The following is a 20,080-nucleotide window of genomic DNA, read 5'->3' as shown; positions in this document are numbered from 1 at the left end:
CTTGTATATACATGTATGTAGGGGGTAAATATGAACTCAAAAGAATTGCACGACTCGCGTTTTCGCAGTGGCACAGTGCGAGCCGCAACAGGCACTAACCTGAGCGCCAAATCCTGGCTGACAGAAGCGCCTCTGCGCATGTTAATGAACAACCTCGATCCGGATGTGGCCGAAAATCCAGAAGAATTGGTGGTATACGGGGGGATTGGTCGCGCCGCCCGTAACTGGCAGTGTTACGATCAGATAGTCGCCTCACTGCTGACCTTGGAAGAAGATGAAACCCTGCTCGTGCAATCCGGCAAACCGGTGGGGGTGTTTCGCACTCACAAGGACGCCCCAAGAGTATTGATTGCCAATTCCAACCTGGTACCCCACTGGGCCACTTGGCAACATTTTAACGAACTCGATGCCAAAGGTTTGGCCATGTATGGGCAAATGACTGCGGGATCGTGGATCTATATCGGCAGTCAGGGCATAGTGCAAGGCACCTACGAGACCTTTGTGGAAGCCGGGCGTCAGCATTTCGCCGGGGATTTAAGCGGTCGTTGGGTGCTTACCGCAGGTCTGGGTGGCATGGGCGGCGCCCAGCCCCTGGCCGCCACTCTGGCCGGTGCCAGTTCGTTGAACATAGAGTGCCAGCAAAGCCGTATCGATTTTCGTCTTAAAACCCGCTATCTGGATGAGCAAGCCAAAGACCTGGACGATGCCCTGGCCCGCGTAACCCGCTATACCCAGCAAGGCATCCCACGGTCTATTGGTCTGTGCGCCAATGCCGCCGATGTATTACCCGAGCTGGTGCGCCGTGGAATAAAACCCGATATGGTCACGGATCAGACCTCGGCCCATGATCCGCTCAATGGCTATTTGCCCCAAGACATGAGCTGGGAGACTTACAAACAGCAAGCAAAAGACGCGCCTGAGGCCACTGTTAAGGCCGCCAAACAATCCATGGCTATCCATGTTCAGGCCATGCTGGATTTTCAAAACATGGGTGTGGCGACCTTTGATTATGGCAACAATATCCGCCAGATGGCCTTCGAGGAAGGGGTGAAAAACGCTTTTGATTTCCCAGGTTTTGTGCCTGCCTATATCCGCCCCTTGTTTTGCCGGGGCATTGGGCCGTTTCGCTGGGTAGCGTTATCTGGTGATCCGCAGGACATCTATAAAACCGATGCTAAGGTTAAGGAGCTCATCCCTGATGATAACCATCTGCATAACTGGCTAGATATGGCCCGGGAGCGCATTGTGTTTCAAGGTTTGCCGGCACGCATTTGTTGGGTTGGCCTGGGGCAAAGAGAAAAGTTGGGCCTGGCCTTTAATGAAATGGTGCGCAGTGGTGAATTGTCAGCGCCTGTGGTGATTGGCCGGGATCACCTGGATTCGGGCTCGGTTGCCAGCCCGAACCGCGAAACCGAAGCCATGCAGGACGGATCTGATGCGGTGTCCGATTGGCCGTTATTAAATGCATTGCTCAATACTGCATCAGGAGCCACCTGGGTGTCATTACACCATGGCGGTGGAGTAGGCATGGGGTTTTCTCAACATGCGGGCATGGTGATAGTGGCAGACGGCACAGATGATGCTGCACGGCGTATCGCACGTGTGTTGCATAACGATCCTGCGTCTGGGGTCATGCGCCACGCCGATGCAGGCTACACCAGCGCCATAGAATGCGCCCAAGAACAGGACTTGAATCTGCCTATGGTTCGGGCAACCCAAAAACAAGCACGCTGATCATTGGCGAACCGGAGAATATAGAATGTTTGAATTTACCCTAGAGCCAGGCCAGTTGCGTTTGAGTGATTTGCGCCGCATTAGCAAAGAGCCCGTTAAGATGTCTTTGCATTCCTCTGCCCTGGCCGATATTCATGCCAGTACCCAGATTGTCAATGATGTGATCAGCCAAGGGCGCACAGTGTATGGGATCAATACCGGCTTTGGCTTGTTGGCCAATACACGTATCGCGGCCCAGGACCTGGAAACCCTGCAACGTAGCATAGTGTTGTCACACGCCGCCGGCATTGGCGAGCCGATGGATGACGCCACGGTTAAACTGGTTATGGTGCTGAAAATCAACAGCCTGGCCAGAGGGTATTCCGGCATTCGCCTGACAGTGATAGAGGCGCTGATGAGCTTGGTTAATAAGGAAGTTTATCCCTGCATCCCTAAAAAAGGCTCGGTGGGGGCGTCGGGGGATCTGGCACCTTTGGCCCATATGAGTGCGGTATTGCTTGGTGAAGGTCGGGCCCGCTATCAAGGGAAAATAGTATCTGGCCAGGCGGCACTTAAGATTGCCGGACTGGACCCCATTACCTTAGGACCAAAGGAGGGGCTGGCGCTGCTAAACGGCACCCAGGCTTCTACAGCTTTTGCCCTGGAGGGTTTGTTCCAGGCAGAGGATCTCTATGCTTCGGCCACGGTATGTGGCGCACTGTCGGTTGAAGCCGCTTTGGGCAGTCGACGTCCATTTGATCCGCGTATCCACCAGGCGCGCGGTCATCAGGGCCAAATTGACGCGGCCTTGGCCTATCGGCTGTTGCTCGGTGAAAACAGTGAGCTAGCTGACTCCCACGTAGGCTGTGAGAAAGTACAAGACCCGTATTCCCTGCGCTGCCAGCCTCAGGTTATGGGGGCGTGTTTACAACAGATTAGAAACAGTGCAGATACGTTATTAGTGGAAGCCAATGCCGTTTCGGATAATCCTCTGGTTTTTCTGGATGACGGCGACATCATCTCAGGTGGCAACTTTCACGCCGAGCCTGTGGCCTTTGCCGCAGATAACCTGGCCTTGTCCATTGCCGAAATAGGCAGTTTATCAGAGCGACGTATGGCCTTGTTGATTGACAGCAGCTTAAGCAAACTACCCCCGTTTTTGGTGGACAATGGGGGGGTTAATTCAGGTTTTATGATCGCCCAGGTTACGGCTGCCGCCTTGGCCAGTGAAAACAAATCCTACGCCCACCCCGCGTCGGTAGATAGCATACCCACCTCGGCTAACCAGGAAGATCATGTATCCATGGCCACGTTTGCGGCCCGGCGTTTAACGGATATGGCTGGCAATACCAGAGGGATCCTGGCGGTGGAGCTGTTAGCAGCGGTGCAAGGTCTGGATTTCCGCCTGCCCCTAGGCACCAGTGTGACCTTGGAAGAGGTCAGAGCCCAGTTGCGTACACGGGTGCCCTTTTATGACAAAGACCGCTATTTCGCCGCTGACATTGAACACGCTTATTGCCTATTGCAAGAAGCCGTGCATAACCCCTTGATGCCAAGTGGCTTGTTGCCCAGCATGGCCAACGAGCAGGAAAATAAATAACGTGGCCGTCAAACAGTTTGATTCTATGTGGTTTGGTTTTCATATGGCAACCATGGTGGATAGCCAGTATGGGCCTATTTATGATGGTGCCATAGGTGTGCTGGATGGCAAAATTGCCTGGTTAGGTCAGCAGGATAAATTACCTGACTACCGTGCAAAAACCACCCATGATTTGGCTGGCGGTTGGGTGACACCGGGCTTGATAGACTGCCATACCCATCTGGTCTTTGGCGGTAATCGCGCCGCTGAATTCGAACAACGCCTCAATGGGATCAGTTATCAACAGATTGCCCAGGCCGGTGGAGGCATTGCTTCATCGGTGGCCGCCACACGCAGCGCGAACCAAGATGAGCTGTTCGCCAGTGCCGCCAAACGCCTGCAAGCTTTGATCAACGATGGGGTCACCACAGTGGAAATCAAATCAGGTTATGGCCTGAGTCTGGAACACGAAGTCAAAATGCTTAAAGTCGCCAGATCTTTGCAGCAAGCTTTCCCTGTGGATATCCAAACCACTTGCCTGGCCGCCCATGCCTTACCCCCTGAATTCAAGGGCCAAGCCGATGCCTATATAGATTACCTGTGTGACACAGTATTACCTGAAATCGCCCGCCTCGGCTACGCCGATGCAGTAGACGCCTTTTGTGAAAATATCGGTTTTAGTCCAGCCCAGGTTGCCCGTTATTTTGACCAGGCCAAGGCCCTGGGTTTACCGGTAAAATTGCACGCCGAACAGCTCTCGGCCCTAGGAGGCAGCGCCCTGGCGGCGGGTTATCAGGCATTATCTGCGGATCACCTGGAATTTATGACCGAGCAAGATGCTAAGGCCATGGCCGAGGCGGGTACAGTGGCAGTATTGTTACCTGGGGCTTATTACTGCTTACATGAAACCCAAAAACCGCCCATTGAATTGTTGCGTCAATATCAAATACCCATGGCTGTGGCCACAGATGCGAATCCGGGCACCTCGCCGGTATTGTCGTTACGCTTAATGTTAAATATGGCCTGCAACTTGTTTGGGTTGACCCCAGAAGAAAGTCTGGCCGGTGCCACCTGTCATGCTGCCAAAGCCCTGGGCCTACAAGACTCACAGGGTGAACTGGCAGTGGGAAAACAGGCAGATTTTGTGTGCTGGGATATTGCAAGCCCAGGAGAGCTGAGCTATTGGTTGGGTGGCGATTTGCTCAAAGTGCGGGTCAAAAAAGGCCGCTTAACTACATGAATAACACTCTGTATCCGTTCGATTTGCAGCAAGGTAATTCGCCCTTGCTGGTCAGTATGCCCCACTCTGGACTGGAGCTTACCCCTGAGGTGGCTAAAGGTTTGAGCCCAAAGGCTCGCCAACTGCCGGATACTGATTGGTATATTCCCCAGCTTTATCATTTTTTACACACCACCAACGCCAGTTTTATCCAGGCCAACTACTCACGATATGTTATTGATTTGAATCGGCCGGTGGATGACAAACCTCTTTATTCCACCCCGACAACGGGGTTGTTTCCCGAGGTTTTGTTTGATGGTAGCCCGGTTTTTATGCCTGGCGGACAACCGGCCAGTCAGCACAGGGACCACTATAAACAGCAAATTTGGCTGGCCTACCATATGGCTATACAACAGGAGCTGAAGCGCCTAAAAACAAAATTTGGTTATGCTATTTTATTTGATGCCCACAGTATCGCAGCCGAAGTACCTATGCTGTTTAAAGGGCGACTGCCGGACTTTAATTTTGGCAGCAATGACGGCTTGTCTTGCCACGCTCAACTGCTGGATGGACTGGCTATAGTAGTGGGCAAAAGTGGTTATAGTCATGTATGTAATGGGCGTTTTAAAGGCGGTTACATTACCCGGCATTTTGGTATGCCGCAAAACCATATTCATGCCATTCAGCTGGAGCTGTCACAAGCCACCTATTTACAAGACGATACGGCGGATTTTGTGCTCGACCCCGTCAAACTGCAGGCCGTGCAGCCTGTATTACAACAGCTGCTTGACACCTTACTTACAAGTAACTTGCTCAATGGGGGCTAAACGCCGGCATTGAACCACAGAGCCAGTGGATTAAATGCAGCGGTCTGCAATATCTTTTGAGGCAAGGGACCAGGTTTAATAGCCAACCGATCATTGAGTCTTAAGGGAGAATTTTCACTAAATTCAGATCCTGAAAATCGTAACTGAAATCGATATCTGGTGAAACCGGGATCAAGGTCATGTCTTGAACTCGCTCTTGCTCGTTGCGACTAAACTGGGCGATCACGTCCGCTTCCAGGCTGCGGTCGTCCCACCTGATCAGGAAGCGGTCTTTGTCTTGGGTGAGATACATGCCCCCCACCAGCTTTATCACTCGGTCTGAGCGCAACTGCAAACGGTTACCCTGTTGTTCAATAAAGAACTGTCCCAACCAGGGATCCCGGTATCCCCCTAAATAACTCGCTAATTTAGGGTAGTCAGGGGGCACGGCGAGGTGAACCTCTTCCTTGGGCGGCGCAAAATTCTCATCGGAAGACCCGGAGGATGCGGCAAAAACCTCTAGCCAGTCAGTCTTGCTATCCCCGAGATAGGGTTTCATTATGTGATACATCAAGGCGCTGCGTGCCCCCTCGGATTGCTGGTTGGTCAGCACCACTATGGCCAAACCCAACTCAGGAAAAATACTTAAAGCAGAATACATACCCGCCAGAGAGCCACTGTGATGCACCCGTAAATAACCGTCTACGTCATTTAAACGCCAGCCCAGAGCATAATTGCTAAAGTGACCATGATTGTAGCGGGCGTCAGTATTTGTTAATGGCATGATGGTCTTTGCTGACCACATTTGGCGGTGCTGGGCACTTGAAAACAGCATTTGGTCATTAGGCATTTTACCTCGCTGCAACCATAATTCGGACCATATCAACATATCGTTGAGGCTGCACTGTATGCCCCCAGCGGCAGCCGATACCGACGCAATACCTGGCTCTACCGGGCGAATAATGGGTTGGAGTCGGCCTTCCACCATACCATGGGGAGAGGCCAGGTTTACTTGCTCGGAGGCAGGCGGGTTATGGGCATAACAGTGGCTCATGCCCAGAGGCTGGATAATGCGCCCTTGAACAAAGGTTTGCCAGGGGGTGCCGGTCATCGCAGGGATGATTTCCCCTGCGGCTATGTACAACAAATTGTCGTAGGCGTAATTTGCCCGAAACTGCCCTTTTGCCTTGAGATACCGCAAGTTGTGTACCACCTCCTGACGACTGAAACTGGAAGGTTCAGGCCAGAGCATTAAATCCCCCGACCCAAGACCCAAGCCGCTGCGGTGGGTGAGTAAATCTGTGACGGTGAAATGGGTGGTGATCCACGGGTCATGCAGCTTGAAATCCGGTAGATAGCGGATTACGGGTGCATCCCAGGAAATTTTGCCTTCGTCCACCAGAAGAGCCAGGGCCGCTACGGTAAAAGCTTTGCTATTGGAGCCGATTTTGAAGATGGTGTCTGGGTCAACCGCTGCCTCGCTACGCATATCTTTTACCCCGTAACCTTGGGCGCTGATGATCTTGCCGTTCTTAATCACCCCGATAGCCGCACCTGGCACATTAAAATGTGTCAGGATCTTCTGTATAGTTTGGGGATTACCCACCTTTTCTAAAGGCTCGGCGGTTACCGAAACACTGACAAATATCAGCACAATGCCAAGCAGCTTAATGGTCAAAGTCACTGGTTTTACCGTCATGGGTCGCTCCTTACCCGACATGGCGATCAGGGTGCATTTAATACTGCCTCGTACACCAAGCTGATCACACTACCATATTTGCCGGTTTCAAATTGTTTGCCGCTAAATTCAGGCTGGCCATCTTGATCATCTAACACTTGGCTATGGCGGACATTGGTGAGTAAAAAAATCGCCAGATCATGCTCCGGGTCGATGACAGATACGGTACCTGTCCAGCCTGTATGTCCGTATGCCTGGGCACTCGCATAAGGACCGAAATGCCATTTATTTTGGCCCTGGGCTGCACGGCGCCATCCTAACCCGTAACTGCTATCTGCTTCTTCCGGTTTAGTAAATTGGCTTAATACCCCTTGGTCAAACAGGCTAACCTGGCCGTATCCACCGCCATTTAACAGAGTTTGCCCCAACACAGCTAGGTCATCCACGGTTGAAAACAACCCTGCATGCCCTGCCACGCCCCCTAAGGAGTAATAGGCTTTTTCGTCATGAACTTCACCTTGCAGCACATAATCACGCATATGGTCAAAATCTACCCGCCCTCCCCGTGAGTTGCCCTGGATTTCTGTGGCAGCAAACTGGGTTTTTGCAAAGCTCTTTTGCAGGGGATTAAAAAGAGTATTGTGCAGTCCTAACGGAGCGTATAGCTGATTTTCCACATAATTGTCCAAACTCATATGACTGAGACGCTCCACCAATAAACCCAGCAACATATAATCTATATCACTATATACCGCTTTTGTTTGGCGGCCGATGGCAAAGGGCACATGGCGCAATAGTAACTGTTCGGTGCGCTGCTTATCCTGAGAATAAAATTGCTCCCCCAGGGCGTTATCACGAGAAAAGAACCTCACGTGTGGCACATAGCCGGCTGTATGAGTAAGTAAATCCCTGACCAAACGGGTATCTCTTCCCTGATAAGTATATTCAGGTAAGTAATGACTCACTGACTGGGTAATATCCAGTTTTCCTTCAGCGACCAATTTCATCAGCGCCAGATTAGTGGCAAACATCTTGGTATTGGAGGCCAGATCAAATAGATGATCGGTACGCATGGACACTGGTTGCGCCAATAATCCTCCGCCATCCGCATATTTCCTGGCATAGCCATAAGCGGAACGTTTAATAACTTTGCCGTCTTTTAACACCAACAATACCGCTCCGGGGAAGCCATTTTGTACATCTTGTTCGATAAGTGCATCGACCTGGTCAAAACGCTGGTCATGGCCCGCCGTCGCGTCTGACAATGTGGGGTAAGGAATCGTGATCTTAAGTTGGCTACCCTGTGGCTGAACATTCTCAATTTTGAACGTATTGTCACCCTCTCTGGTGCGTCGGGACAAACTGTAGACGTAACGCTGGTAGGGCTGTAACTGCGGTTTGATATTGAGTTTCTGGCCGTTAACAAACAAATCAGCGGATAACGCATCAATATTATCGATAATGAGCTGGCCTTCGCCCCTATAACTTTTAAATAGTGCTCTGTCATTGACCAACTGCCTGGTGCTGGGGTCTTTCTGGGGGAAAAACTGGCTAATTTGCCCGAATTTTAAATTCTGATGGGCCACAGGCACCCCAGATTGCTCGGCTACGTAGCGGGTCATTAATTTGCTATTGTGTCCGGGAAAATATTTTTCGAGCAAAGCAAACAAGACGGCCACGGTTTTGCTATCTACCTTGCCCGTTACCTGCCACGGCAAGAAATGCATCTGAAAGGCTGCCAGGGTATCGATGCTTTGCGCATCCAGCACCCCGGTTTCACGCACCCCGTATCCATAGGTGCGCAAGGCAGCCTGCACTAAGCCGATCTGGGGGGAATATTGATTAAAAATTTGCCAGTAGTGTTTGACGCTGTCTTTGTCATACCAAGCGCCAATTCCCGCCTGGTATAACCGATACCAGGGAAAGCGCGGACCAGGATCATTTTTGCGGGTCGGGGCAATATCTGCATGGCCCACAACGGCGGTGGGGGTAATATCCGGATTACGCTGCAAGATATCCTTGGCCAGGGTGATCAACAGTTCAATTTGTTTGGGATCATAATCCTCGAAAAGGCACAACTGCTGGTCCAGGTCTTGTCCTCCCTGCGCGGCGGAAGTGTCTTGCTGCCAGATGCAATCGGCCTCATGCACAATTTCAATGCCAATTGACTGGTCATTTAGATCTTCCCGCCCTTGCCAGTAACTTGTACCGGCATGCCAGGCCCGAGCCGTTTCATCCACCAGTTGCAATACCGTCAGCTCGGTTTCTGGGTAACTTGGATCGCCCCCCTCAGGGATCAAATAATGGGCACTCAAGCCCCCCTCGTCCACCAACGCAGTGACAGATTGTTGATAATCAATCCCGGTAAAATGTAACACCAAAAACTTGATCCGCTGACTGTAATTATGAGACGGCATAAATTCAATGGATTGAGTCGCGCAGCCAACTAATGCAGCAATGATCGCTGCTATGAGAATTATCCTGGACTGCACCCAACCACGTCTTCGAAAAATTGAATCAAACACTGGCATCGCTAAACTGACTCCCACATAATGTTGCGTAACGTTTTCCTGTAACAGTGTGTACCGCTGCATAAGAGCGCATTTAAGCATGGCAATGGCGCAGAATAAACTGCCGATGATCTGACATTTTGGCGACAGCCTCAGCTGTCATGGCCCGCATATTGGTTAAATACTGCAACATTTCATCTTCAGGCATATTATCTACCAACGAATGATAGCCTTGGGGTACCAAACCTTGGCCATTGAGCACTGAAAACCAGCTGAGCTCATTAAACAACTCGTTGTTTTCCCGAAATATACGTCCATTGGCCTGATAAAGGTCAAACTTGGCTTGTAGTGAGTGAGGAATGTCCATTGCACGGCATGTGCGCCAAAAGTCGCTGTCCTGACGCTCGGTTAACTTGTAATGCGCAATTATAAAGTCACGAATGCGTTCTATTTCAAAATCACTGTGTTGATTATAGGCATTGATATCAGCCTGACGAAAAGACCGATCGGGAAACAGGCTTAATAAACGGGAAATAGCTGATTGGACAAGCTGCAAGCCAGTGGACTCAAGAGGCTCAAGGAAACCGGCAGATAAGCCAATAGCGACACAATTTTTGTTCCATGTTTTACGTCGTTTGCCATTTTTCCAACTAAGTACCCTGGGTTCTGCTAAGGGCTTGCCTGGCAGATTTTGTTGCAGTATCGCCACGGCATGATCCTCACTAAGATGACGGCTGGAAAATACATGACCGTTGCCAATCCGGTTCTGCAAGGGGATTTGCCATTGCCAGCCAGCGTTTCTGGCAGTAGAGATAGTGTAAGGTCGAAGGGTATGGTCAGATCCACAGGCTTGAGCGACAGCCTTATCGCAGGGCAGCCAGTGGCCCCAATCTTCAAAACCGGTATTAAGTGCCTGTTCAATTAGCCGAGCATGAAAGCCGGTACAATCGATAAATAGATGCCCATCTATTAGCTTGCCATCGGATAACAATAATGAGTCGATAAAACCACTCTCAGCCTGTAAATTAACCTTGTCTATCATTCCTTCCACGTGGTTAACACCCAGGCGTAAAGCAAAATCCTTTAAATAGTTAGCGTACAATGTGCTGTCAAAATGAAATGCGTAATTAACTTGGGCGAGTGACGAATTAGCTTGCTTTAGGGGACGCATAAAACGATTTTTTTTAGCGGCACTGGCTTCTACACAGAAACTCTGTAAGTCATGAGCTCGACCCATTTTTTTACTCTTCAACCAATAATGATGAAAGGGTACGCCGTGCATATTCGACCCGTAAGGACCAAAAGGATGCATATAGCTTTGTCCGGCTTGATACCAATCAACAAATTCTATGCCTAATTTAAATGTACCTTGGGTAGCGGTTAGAAAATCGTTTTCATCTATGCCTAATAGCGAATTAAATAACCGAATTTGCGGAATAGTGGCCTCGCCTACCGACACTGTGCCTATTGCCTTGGACTCCACCACTTGAATAGAACAGTGCTTGGTGCCGACAACCTTGGCCAGTGCTGCGGCTGTCATCCAACCTGCCGAACCACCTCCGGCAATGACAATTTTGCTTATTCGATGGTTTGTCGCAGCTGAGGTCATAAATATTCTCTTGGCTTCGAATGTGAATCTAAAAACATACTCGATTATGCGGGAAATCATGTTTAATTTATAACAATCCAGCCCGGCAAAACAGCCTATTTGCAAGTATCAAAAAAAAAGCGACCAGTCACATGTATCTGATCGCCTAAATGTTTATTTTGTTAGGCCTGCCTGTGCTTGTTGTGCCTAAAAACGGTATTCAGCCAGTAAGGTATAGGCTCTTCCTCTGGGATCCGCGACTCGCGGATCAAATGCCGCGCCGGGAGAAAAATCGTTTTGATGGGCGGTGAACGGAGGATCGGTATCAAACAAATTTTTAATACCCAGGGTAACAGTTAGCTGGTCTATGCCTGAGTAGGCCGCGCTAACGTTGTAAATAGTGTAGCTGTCTACGTCTGGATCCCAGTTGGGGGGATCGATCTCCCCAGATTGAATGCCGGGGGGGACTTCATCCTCATACCCGTCTCGGAAAATCTGGATCAAACTATGCCGCCAATCACCGGTCTGGTAAACAAAACTGAGGGTGTGTTTCCATCTAAGTGGAATATTGCCACGAGAATGGGTGCCCACCAGATTGTCCCCAAATGGCGCGTTATCCAGTAACTTTTTTTTGTCTTCAATTAGATAACTGCCATTAAGGTTGAGGCTCCAGCGCCCATCGGCTATCAGACCATCTAATTTAGCGCCAATTTCTACTCCACTGGTATTCCGCTCCCCGGCATTAATAAATCGCTGATCAATGGCTACCAAATTACCACTGCCATCACGCAGGAAATTTTCCGGGAATAAATCAAAATTTTCAATAAGTTCGGTGCGAGTTGGCGTTTGAATTGTGCCATCTATAACAATCTTCCACCAGTCCAGGTTAAGGGTCAGATTATCCATCGGTGCCCATACTACGCCCAAGCTATTCTGCGTGGATTCTTCTGGTCCCAAGTCTTCTTGACCGCCGGTAAAGGTTACAGGGGTAATGGGTTGGCACAGCGGATTACTGTTATCTACTATCCCATCTGGGCAATCCCTGGGATCGGCAAAATCGGTTCCAGTATAAGCGGTTTCAGTCAGGCCATTGAACAACTGATTAAATGAGGGCACCCTGAAACCTGTACTGTAGGAGCCTCGAAATAGCAGGCTTTCTAGTGGAGTAAACTTAAAGCCCAGTTTGGGGTTAGTGGTACTGCCAAAACCCGTATAATGGTCGTAACGTACGGCCGCATTTATCTCCAGCGTCTCAGTGATAGGCACCAGGACTTCAGCAAACACCGCTTTGACATTACGGGACACATTATCCAGGGCATTACCATCATCAAATGGTGCACCGTAAATATCGGGCCTGTCTTCTGCTGCACGTTTATCACCGTTAAATTTGTATTCCTCTTTTCGCAAGTCAACGCCAGCGGCCACATAGATACTGTCGCCTCCCCAACCTAATTCCCACCCTGTATCGCCGGTAATCGAAGCATCGAGTTGAGTCAGTACAGTTTCACCACCGAATAGCACAACCCCTCGGGCTGACGCGGACTCGATAGCTTGTATACCGGCATCACTTTGCGTTTCGCCAGCCAGTAGAAAAGGATTAACCGCACCGCTGCTTATCCCCTGGGCTAGCAGATCGGTAAAGTGATAACCGCTGCCCAGCTCAGATTCAGCCTCATTACTCGAACGCGATAAACCTGCTTTGTAATCCCAGCTATTCCAGGTGCCATCCAAACCCAATTGCAACTTGTACGACTTGGTTACGGTTTCAATTTCACGTGATCCACAATCCATACAACGCCAGCGATAGGCGATAGGTGCTCCGATATTTAATTGTTCTGCGCCATAAACATCCGTTAACGCATTGGCGATATAGTCATATGATTCACCCGTGCTGGGGTACCAGCCTTGTGAACCTATCGCCCAGGGTGTAATTTGATTTGGCTCAAATACTTTGTTTGACGTCACCTCCGAGGCCATAAACTCAATAAAGCCTTCGGTATCTTTGTTTAATTTCATCGTTCCCCTGGATACCAGATCGATGCTCTCAACGGGTTGTTGGAGCACCGATGCCCTGGGGTAATCCCAGGCACAGCTGTAAATCTCGTTTGAGCGATTCCACAAAGCACCAGTGTCAATACCCATATTTTCAATCGAGTCACAACCGGGTTGACCGGGAAAAGCCAACACATTGAGTGTGCCCTGCTCTAACCCGGTTAGGGGATCAACCAAACCAGTGCCAATAAGATTATAATTTGAACTAGTGGGATCATCTCCCCCACTATTTCGGTCATTCAACGACGCGAAAGGGGCTCCACGTGTATCAGGAGATAGGCCGCGATCAGGCTGAAAAGTATTCGTAAAATCACGATCCGTGCCACGTAAAATCTCTACTTTTTTAAACGACAAAGAAGCCATGACATTATAACCATCAGTATTTAAGTCTCCAGCACCGGTAAGCAGGTTAAAACGATGAATATTACCACCACCTTGTTCGGTCACATCGGTGAAAGCGCTGACCTGAGTGCCTTGGTAATTAGTTTTAAGTATGAAGTTGATAACCCCGCCTATAGCATCGGTTCCGTAAATGGCTGAGGCGCCATCTCGCAATACTTCAACCCGTTCGATTGCGGCAAAAGGAATGGAATTTAAATCAACAGATTGGCCCTTGAACCCATGTGTAGCCACCCGTCTGCCGTTTAACAGAACCAGAGTCGAACCCACACCTTGCTGACGCAGGTTGGCACTAGAGGCACCGTTATTTCCGCGCTCTTCACCACCTACAATACCCGCGTTACTCGATAGATTGTCGTTAGAATTAGAAGAAATATTGAGCTGTAACATAAGTTGTTCGGCTGAAGTAATACCCGAAGCGTCGATCTCTGCTTTATTAATAATTGTTAACGGCAAATCACCTTCTAAAGAGGTTCGCTTAATGCTTGAGCCTGTCACTGCCACCCGTTCAATATTATTGTCGTTATCGTCATCTTCACCTGTGCTCTGCTGTGCCAATGCGTGTGAGCATCCCCCATACATTGCCAACACCAGAGCGATTTTATTCAGTTTCATTGTGTTCTCTCCATTTATTTTCATGGAATTGCTTTGCGTTTACTAAGCTTCGAAAGGTATCGGGAGTTTGTCTTTGACCCAAGTTTCATCCCAATAAAAGCAGTATCTTTGCACCGCTAGCGCAGACCTCACGAACTGTTTTTATTTGGTAACCCTGCCTACTCCGTTACCACACAAACAGAACAACTGATGAAGGTTCGACGACTAATTAAACGTAGCATAGCCGCCTGAAATGTAAATAATTTATTTTAATTTCTCTTTATTATAAGGATAATTTATATATCGCGGTATATTTTGGTAAAGGAGATATATGGAATATAGTATTTACACGCCCTGGGGGACACGCAGCTTAACTTAGTGCGCTAGACCATATATAAAGTAGGGGCAACCAGCTTTAGGGTGCTTGTATGGATAATAACTCATGTAAACCTTTCATGCTCCGGCAAGTAGGTTTGAAATCTGTGCATACCTCAGCGACTCATTTGCGTGTAGCTGACGGCCATAAATAAATAGCCCCAAGCCCTTTTAACCTTCTAAGGTAGGCATAAATAAAAAAACCTTATTATTAACCATGTAAAGACAAACACTGGGCTGAATATTGGATTTTTTAATTTCACAACAGGACAAGTGGCAATAAATATATAATTTCACTACCATTAAATCCGGTAAATATTTTATGACTTTGAACTGCCTGGTGTCTTTTTTATGGTTAAACATATAACTTGACTGCTGACCCCTGTTAAATTTTTTTAGGAAGGAAATATGCAAAAAAGATATCACCGATACCTTCCTCATCTTTTACTTTTCATCCCAGCCTTGGTCTGTGTGTCCTGCGCTACCCGCTATCAGCCGGATGCCAAACTTGAGGCCCTCATAGCCCAAAAATTATTGCTGGATATTCGCTACTTTTGCCCGGTGCAGCCCAAAAATACACGCTGCAAAAAAGCAGTTACCACATTACCGCCTGCTATTGGCAATATGCTCAGTGAAACCGGCATTGGCGGGGTGATCCTGTTCGCCGAGAATCTACAAGATCCCAGGCAGATACTGGATTTAAACTTGGCCCTTCAACACGCAGCTCGCAGAGGGGGCCATCTGCCACTTTTTATCGCTATCGATCAAGAAGGAGGCCGAGTGGTGCGGCTCCCTCAGCATTTGGCCACCTCTTTTAGTGGCAATATGGCTATTGGCGCAACCTATGGTCAAAACGGACTTAAATTTGCAACGCTAAGTGGTCAGGTGATAGGCAAAGAATTGGCGGCACTGGGCTTTAATCTCAACTTTGCCCCTGCGGTGGATGTAAATATTAATCCACATAACCCGGTGATCAATGTGCGCTCTTTTGGCGAAGACCCCCAGATGGTAGCTGAGTTAGGCTTGGCCCAATTGCAAGGCATGCAGCAACAAGGTGTCATTGCCGCGCTTAAACATTTTCCCGGTCATGGAGATACCAGCGTAGACAGTCACACGGGTTTACCCAGGGTGGAACACAGCGCCGCTACTATCAGAGCCGCAGACTTAAAACCTTTTCAATATGCCATAGACCACGACGACCCGGGCATGATCATGACAGCCCATATCCAATATCCGGCGCTGGACAACACAGAATTTACCGCCATAGATGGCAACACAACTATATTACCCGCCACTATGTCCCGCACCATACTGACAGATATTCTGCGCCAGGAGATGAGCTTTAAAGGGGTGATCATCACGGATGCCTTGGATATGGCGGGTATTGCCCAGTTCTTTGAGCCGGCTGAGGCCGTGATCCAGACCTTTAGTGCTGGCAGCGATATTGCGCTGATGCCTATAACCGTGCGTAGCCCGGCGGATATGCCGGCCCTTAAAACGTTGATCCGGGATGTAGCCAAGGCAGTGCAAGGTGGCAGGTTGAAGCTAAGCGAAATGCGCCATTCACTGCAACGTATACAGCGGCTAAAACAGCAATACGCCTTTGAGTTAGTACCTGAGCAACCTAAGGAAATCGCCTTGCTCAGCCAACAAGCCACCCAAATACTGGGCGCGAAATCTCACCGCCAAGCAGAACAGGAATTGGCCAGTAGAGCCGTAGTGTTAATTAAAAACCAACAGGTAGTACCGATAGCCCCGGCGGTCAGCAAAATACACTTAGTCATGCCCGACACCACTAAATGCATGGCCATGACCTACGCTTTAAAAACCACGTTACCCCGCTTAACCTTGAGTTGTTCGAGCCTGGCAGTAGAAATCCCCTCCCAGGCCAAAGCGATGATCGAACAAACTGAATTGGTGATTTTCGCCGATATCACCCCGCAACAGAGTTTAGCCGAGCTAGGTGGCATGGACGATATACAGCACCAACGCACCGTACCGACTGCCCAGGCAGCCAATCTGTTGTCCCTTATGCGCTTTAGTAAACAACAACATAAAACGGCTATTTTAATCAGTATGCGTAGCCCTTATAATGTGCCGGACTATGCACCTTACGCTGACGCAATACTGGCCACTTTTAGCTACAATTTGCAAGAAGTGCAATATCAGGATGATTATGGCCGTTTGATCACCCAATATGAGGGGCCGATATATCGAGCCCTGGCGGCAATATTAGCCGGCAACCAACAAGCAAGCGGCACCTTGCCCGTATCGATTGGCAACTAAACATAAACGGGCCGTTTTTTAATCAGTTAACTTTGGCAACGGGAGTGTTATGGCGTTTAACGATACGTTTAGATTAAGCAGCCACGCAGTGATCCAAAACCCAAGGGGAGAAATCCTGTTGTTAAAAGCCGATTATGGGCAAAAGTCATGGGGCCTGCCAGGGGGCGCTCTGGAGCCCGGGGAAACCATTCACGAAGCTTTGCTACGGGAATGTGAAGAGGAGCTCGGTCTTAAGATCAGTATCAATTATTTATCAGGGGTGTATTACCACTTTGCGGTTAATTCCCAGGCCTTTATCTTTAAAGTCGACCTGCCACAAAAAGAAATAATGTTGAGCAGTGAGCACAGCGCCTATCAATATACGGCTGTTGCCAGCCTCAGCCCGGTGCAAAAACGGCGGGTTGAAGACTGTTTAAACTATACCGGTGTGGTAGTCAGCGCCAAGTTTTAAGCCTAAGTCCATAATAAATTCAGCCCAATCATCCTGGGTAGCAATACACAGATCTTATATTCCCGTGTATTTCTCCATAAGAATAAGTCCATCCTAGCTTTGCTCTACAAAGAGCGAAAATACCGAACTTTTGCTATTCTCAGTAGTCAACCAAGGATAAACATATTACGCAAACAGGACACATTTACTAAGGAGCACATTATGGCAGGGGGTTGGTCAAAAGACGGAGCAGTACAGGATCAAATTGATGCAAGTGTAGAGGATGCCGTTAACCGGGTGCGCAGTCGCATACCTGTTGGTAAAAGCCTAACGCACTGTGAAGAATGCGGGAACCTGATCCCCCCAGCCAGACGTGACGCTATTAAGGGCGTGCGGTTATGTGTTAATTGCCAAGCAGAAATCGATAAACAACAAACCGCCTCGAGCGGATTTAATCGCCGGGGCAGTAAAGACAGTCAGTTGCGCTAAGGTTCTACACTGCCTTTGGCTATACAGATTTCAAAAACAGCCATTCATTCGATAGAACCTGGTTACGGCAAAATTTTTTCCTGTTTTGGTGAGGAATATTAGTGGATCGCACTGTGAATTTATAATTCTCTAAACCCAAAATTCAAAAGGTAAATTATACTTTGCCAAGCAACTTGCGCATAACAGGCTAAACTTACAGGGTTTTAATTTTAATCACTATTAACTCACTCGTTAAAATGATATTAATTTAAAAATAAAATATTACGTAGAGCCCCTCATGTCCACATTCACCAAAATCAAGGCAATCAAAGATTCACTGTCTACTAGTGAGTTAAAACTAGCAAAGTTTGCTTTGAGTTCATCTAATGCAGTGCGCGATTTGTCGTCACAAGAATTAGCCAACGTGGTAGGGGTAAGCCAATCCAGCGTCGTGAAATTTGCCCAAAAGCTGGGATATAAAGGTTACCCAGCCTTTAAACTAGGCGTGATAGACGCCCTGAACGTCACCCCCAGCAATACTAATCTGCATGGCAAAATCAACCTCAACGATAGCTTTTTACAAATGTCTGAAAAACTGCTCAGCAGCAAAGTGGCGGTGTTAACCGAAACTAAAAACCTCAACGAAGAAGCGGCTTTTAACCAGGCGGTGGGCTATCTCAAGTCTGCCAAACGCATACTGATCTGTGGTTTAGGTGGCTCGGCACTGGTGGGCAAAGACTTTTCCTATAAGTTACAGAAACTCGGCATGTTGGCCATCGAGGAACCTGATGGACACGCCCAATTAGCCTACGCTGCAACCTTGTCTGAAAACGATCTGGTATTCGCCATCAGCGAATCCGGCACTACCCGGGAGATCGTTAATGTGGTCGGGCAAGCTAAGCAAAATAATAGCAAAATAATATCTGTTACCCGGTTCGGCCCCACACCGGTGTCAGATATGGCAGACGTTAAACTCTATTCAGTAGCAGAAGAAGGCTCCGCCAGGTTGTCATCAATCCTGGCGCGTACCGCCCAGGAATTTATTATCGATATACTCTTTATTGCCATCACCCAGTCGTCGCGTCAAGGCCGTCTGCTGCTCGAGAAAACCAATGCAGTGGTAGGGGAGTTCAGGCGTTCATAGCCCGTGAACCATGCCAAATGGAAGGCTCAGCCGAGACACAGCCAAAGGAGTGGCATCAAAGTTGCGCCTCCTTTATGGACGACGTAACAAAGATTGTGGAAATAAAATCAAAATTACCCCCCTTTAAAAATATGGCTTGGCTAGATTTTAAGGATCACAAATGTACCAAGAAATAATAGAGTTCTGGTTCAATGAAATTGACAAGTCTAAGTGGTTCGCCAAAGATGAGGCGTTTGATCAAGAAATTCGTTCAAGGTTTTCTGATGTGCACGCTCAAGCTATCAAATGCGAGCTTTGGAACTGGCGGTTAAACCCTTTAGGCAGTCTGGCGGAGATTATCGTGCTGGATCAGTTTTCCCGAAATATGTACCGGGGTAAGGCTGAATCGTTTATTTATGATCCACTTGCCTTGGCATTAGCGCAAAATGCCATATCAAAAGGTTTTGATTCTGAATTAACTGCAGAGCAACGAAGCTTTATGTATATGCCGTTTATGCATAGTGAGTCTTTGCCTATTCATGACAAAGCCCTGAGCCTTTTTACTGAGCTTGGCATAAAAGCTAACGTAAACTCCGCGCGCAAACACAAAGCTATCATTGAGAGTTTTGGGCGCTATCCCCATAGGAATGTGGTTCTCGGGCGTAGTTCAACACCACAAGAACAGGCATTCTTATCGAAACCTGGCGCTGGTTTCTAGTAAGACTGGCAAACCCTATAAGTTGTTAGGCAAAAAACCATCCATCAAAAGTATATGTCAGCGAGATAAGCAAGCCGTGATTTATAAACAACCAAAAGCACGTCCTACCCTTTTTGAGAGGTTAATATGCAAAGTCATTTTTCACGTAAAGTCGCTCCCTATGTTGAAGCCGAGTTGGCTGAGGCTCACCGGGCCAGATCAACCGGTAATACCCAGCGAGAATTTTGGCACTTGGAACGGGCTCATGTGATCGGACAGGGATCCACCTATTGGCATGTGAGGGTTCATGCCTCTATGCTGGCCTGGGCGCTACGCAACCATTATGCAAAAGAAGTATTCGGTCAAGCCTTTCGAATAGTTGGTGCTGCCACTAAAACGGTATTTGGCTTGGTACCCCAAGGCAATACAGGTGGCAGTAATGTCAGCCCTTTTAAGACCATGCCAATAAAAGCGGAATTGGCGGTTATGATTCGAAAAGCAAAATCTGATATATAAGTATGTTCGTCTGGTGAATGGCTTTCCCTCGTTATAGGGTACGGGCC

At 48.5% G+C, this 20,080-nt stretch carries 14 protein-coding genes; 10 read left to right on the top strand and 4 right to left on the bottom strand.

The features are described from left to right. Positions 1-30 precede the first annotated feature (30 nt). The 4 genes from hutU to hutG are packed head-to-tail and all read left to right on the top strand — an operon-like array spanning position 31 to position 5,338. Positions 31-1,734 (top strand): urocanate hydratase, encoded by a 1,704-nt coding sequence (gene hutU, locus AC3RV5_RS01070; RefSeq protein ID WP_489730157.1) that lies wholly within the window; start codon positions 31-33, stop codon positions 1,732-1,734. A 25-nt stretch (positions 1,735-1,759) separates the two neighbouring features. Beyond that, positions 1,760-3,313 carry a histidine ammonia-lyase gene (gene hutH, locus AC3RV5_RS01065; protein WP_489730156.1) on the top strand — a complete coding sequence of 518 codons (1,554 nt, stop codon included), beginning with the start codon at positions 1,760-1,762 and terminating at the stop codon, positions 3,311-3,313. A 1-nt stretch (position 3,314) separates the two neighbouring features. After that, positions 3,315-4,532, top strand: a complete 1,218-nt coding sequence (gene hutI / locus AC3RV5_RS01060) for an imidazolonepropionase (protein WP_489730155.1) — start codon at positions 3,315-3,317, stop codon at positions 4,530-4,532. Beyond that, on the top strand, positions 4,529-5,338 hold the full coding sequence (gene hutG, locus AC3RV5_RS01055; RefSeq protein ID WP_489730154.1) for an N-formylglutamate deformylase: 810 nt from the start codon (positions 4,529-4,531) through the stop codon (positions 5,336-5,338). The genes hutI and hutG overlap by 4 nt, the downstream gene beginning before the upstream one ends. A gap of 100 nt (positions 5,339-5,438) precedes the next feature. Here the strand turns inward: hutG and AC3RV5_RS01050 are convergent, their stop codons facing one another. From AC3RV5_RS01050 to AC3RV5_RS01035, 4 genes are all read right to left on the bottom strand, one after another. Further along, positions 5,439-7,016, bottom strand: coding sequence for a serine hydrolase (locus AC3RV5_RS01050; protein ID WP_489730153.1), 1,578 nt, complete (start codon positions 7,014-7,016; stop codon positions 5,439-5,441). Positions 7,017-7,042: 26 nt separating this feature from the next. Next, positions 7,043-9,526 carry a penicillin binding protein PBP4B gene (gene pbp4b, locus AC3RV5_RS01045; protein WP_489732064.1) on the bottom strand — a complete coding sequence of 828 codons (2,484 nt, stop codon included), beginning with the start codon at positions 9,524-9,526 and terminating at the stop codon, positions 7,043-7,045. 73 nt (positions 9,527-9,599) lie between these two features. Continuing rightward, entirely contained in the window at positions 9,600-11,114 is a 1,515-nt protein-coding gene (locus tag AC3RV5_RS01040) for a tryptophan halogenase family protein (protein WP_489730152.1), read from the bottom strand. A 186-nt stretch (positions 11,115-11,300) separates the two neighbouring features. After that, positions 11,301-14,159: a TonB-dependent receptor domain-containing protein gene (locus AC3RV5_RS01035; RefSeq protein ID WP_489730151.1), complete on the bottom strand. Its 2,859-nt coding sequence runs from the start codon at positions 14,157-14,159 to the stop codon at positions 11,301-11,303. 762 nt (positions 14,160-14,921) lie between these two features. Between AC3RV5_RS01035 and AC3RV5_RS01030 the strand changes: the two genes are divergently transcribed. The 6 genes from AC3RV5_RS01030 (at position 14,922) to AC3RV5_RS01005 (ending at position 20,033) form a co-directional block, all read left to right on the top strand. Next, positions 14,922-16,799: a glycoside hydrolase family 3 protein gene (locus AC3RV5_RS01030; protein WP_489730150.1), complete on the top strand. Its 1,878-nt coding sequence runs from the start codon at positions 14,922-14,924 to the stop codon at positions 16,797-16,799. A 49-nt stretch (positions 16,800-16,848) separates the two neighbouring features. After that, a complete protein-coding gene (locus AC3RV5_RS01025) occupies positions 16,849-17,250 on the top strand; it encodes an NUDIX hydrolase (protein WP_489730149.1) in 402 nt (133 codons plus the stop codon). A gap of 201 nt (positions 17,251-17,451) precedes the next feature. Beyond that, positions 17,452-17,718, top strand: coding sequence for a DksA/TraR family C4-type zinc finger protein (locus AC3RV5_RS01020; RefSeq protein WP_489730148.1), 267 nt, complete (start codon positions 17,452-17,454; stop codon positions 17,716-17,718). 277 nt (positions 17,719-17,995) lie between these two features. Further along, positions 17,996-18,841, top strand: a complete 846-nt coding sequence (locus AC3RV5_RS01015; protein WP_489730147.1) for a MurR/RpiR family transcriptional regulator — start codon at positions 17,996-17,998, stop codon at positions 18,839-18,841. A gap of 160 nt (positions 18,842-19,001) precedes the next feature. Beyond that, positions 19,002-19,538 (top strand): DUF924 family protein, encoded by a 537-nt coding sequence (locus tag AC3RV5_RS01010; RefSeq protein ID WP_489730146.1) that lies wholly within the window; start codon positions 19,002-19,004, stop codon positions 19,536-19,538. A gap of 126 nt (positions 19,539-19,664) precedes the next feature. After that, on the top strand, positions 19,665-20,033 hold the full coding sequence (locus AC3RV5_RS01005) for a DUF3703 domain-containing protein (protein ID WP_489730145.1): 369 nt from the start codon (positions 19,665-19,667) through the stop codon (positions 20,031-20,033). Positions 20,034-20,080: the final 47 nt, after the last annotated feature.

The organism is Paraglaciecola sp. IT1134 (assembly GCF_058068185.1).
The sequence above is the reverse complement of the archived record's forward strand: the minus strand, read 5'-3'. Positions and strand labels throughout refer to the sequence as shown.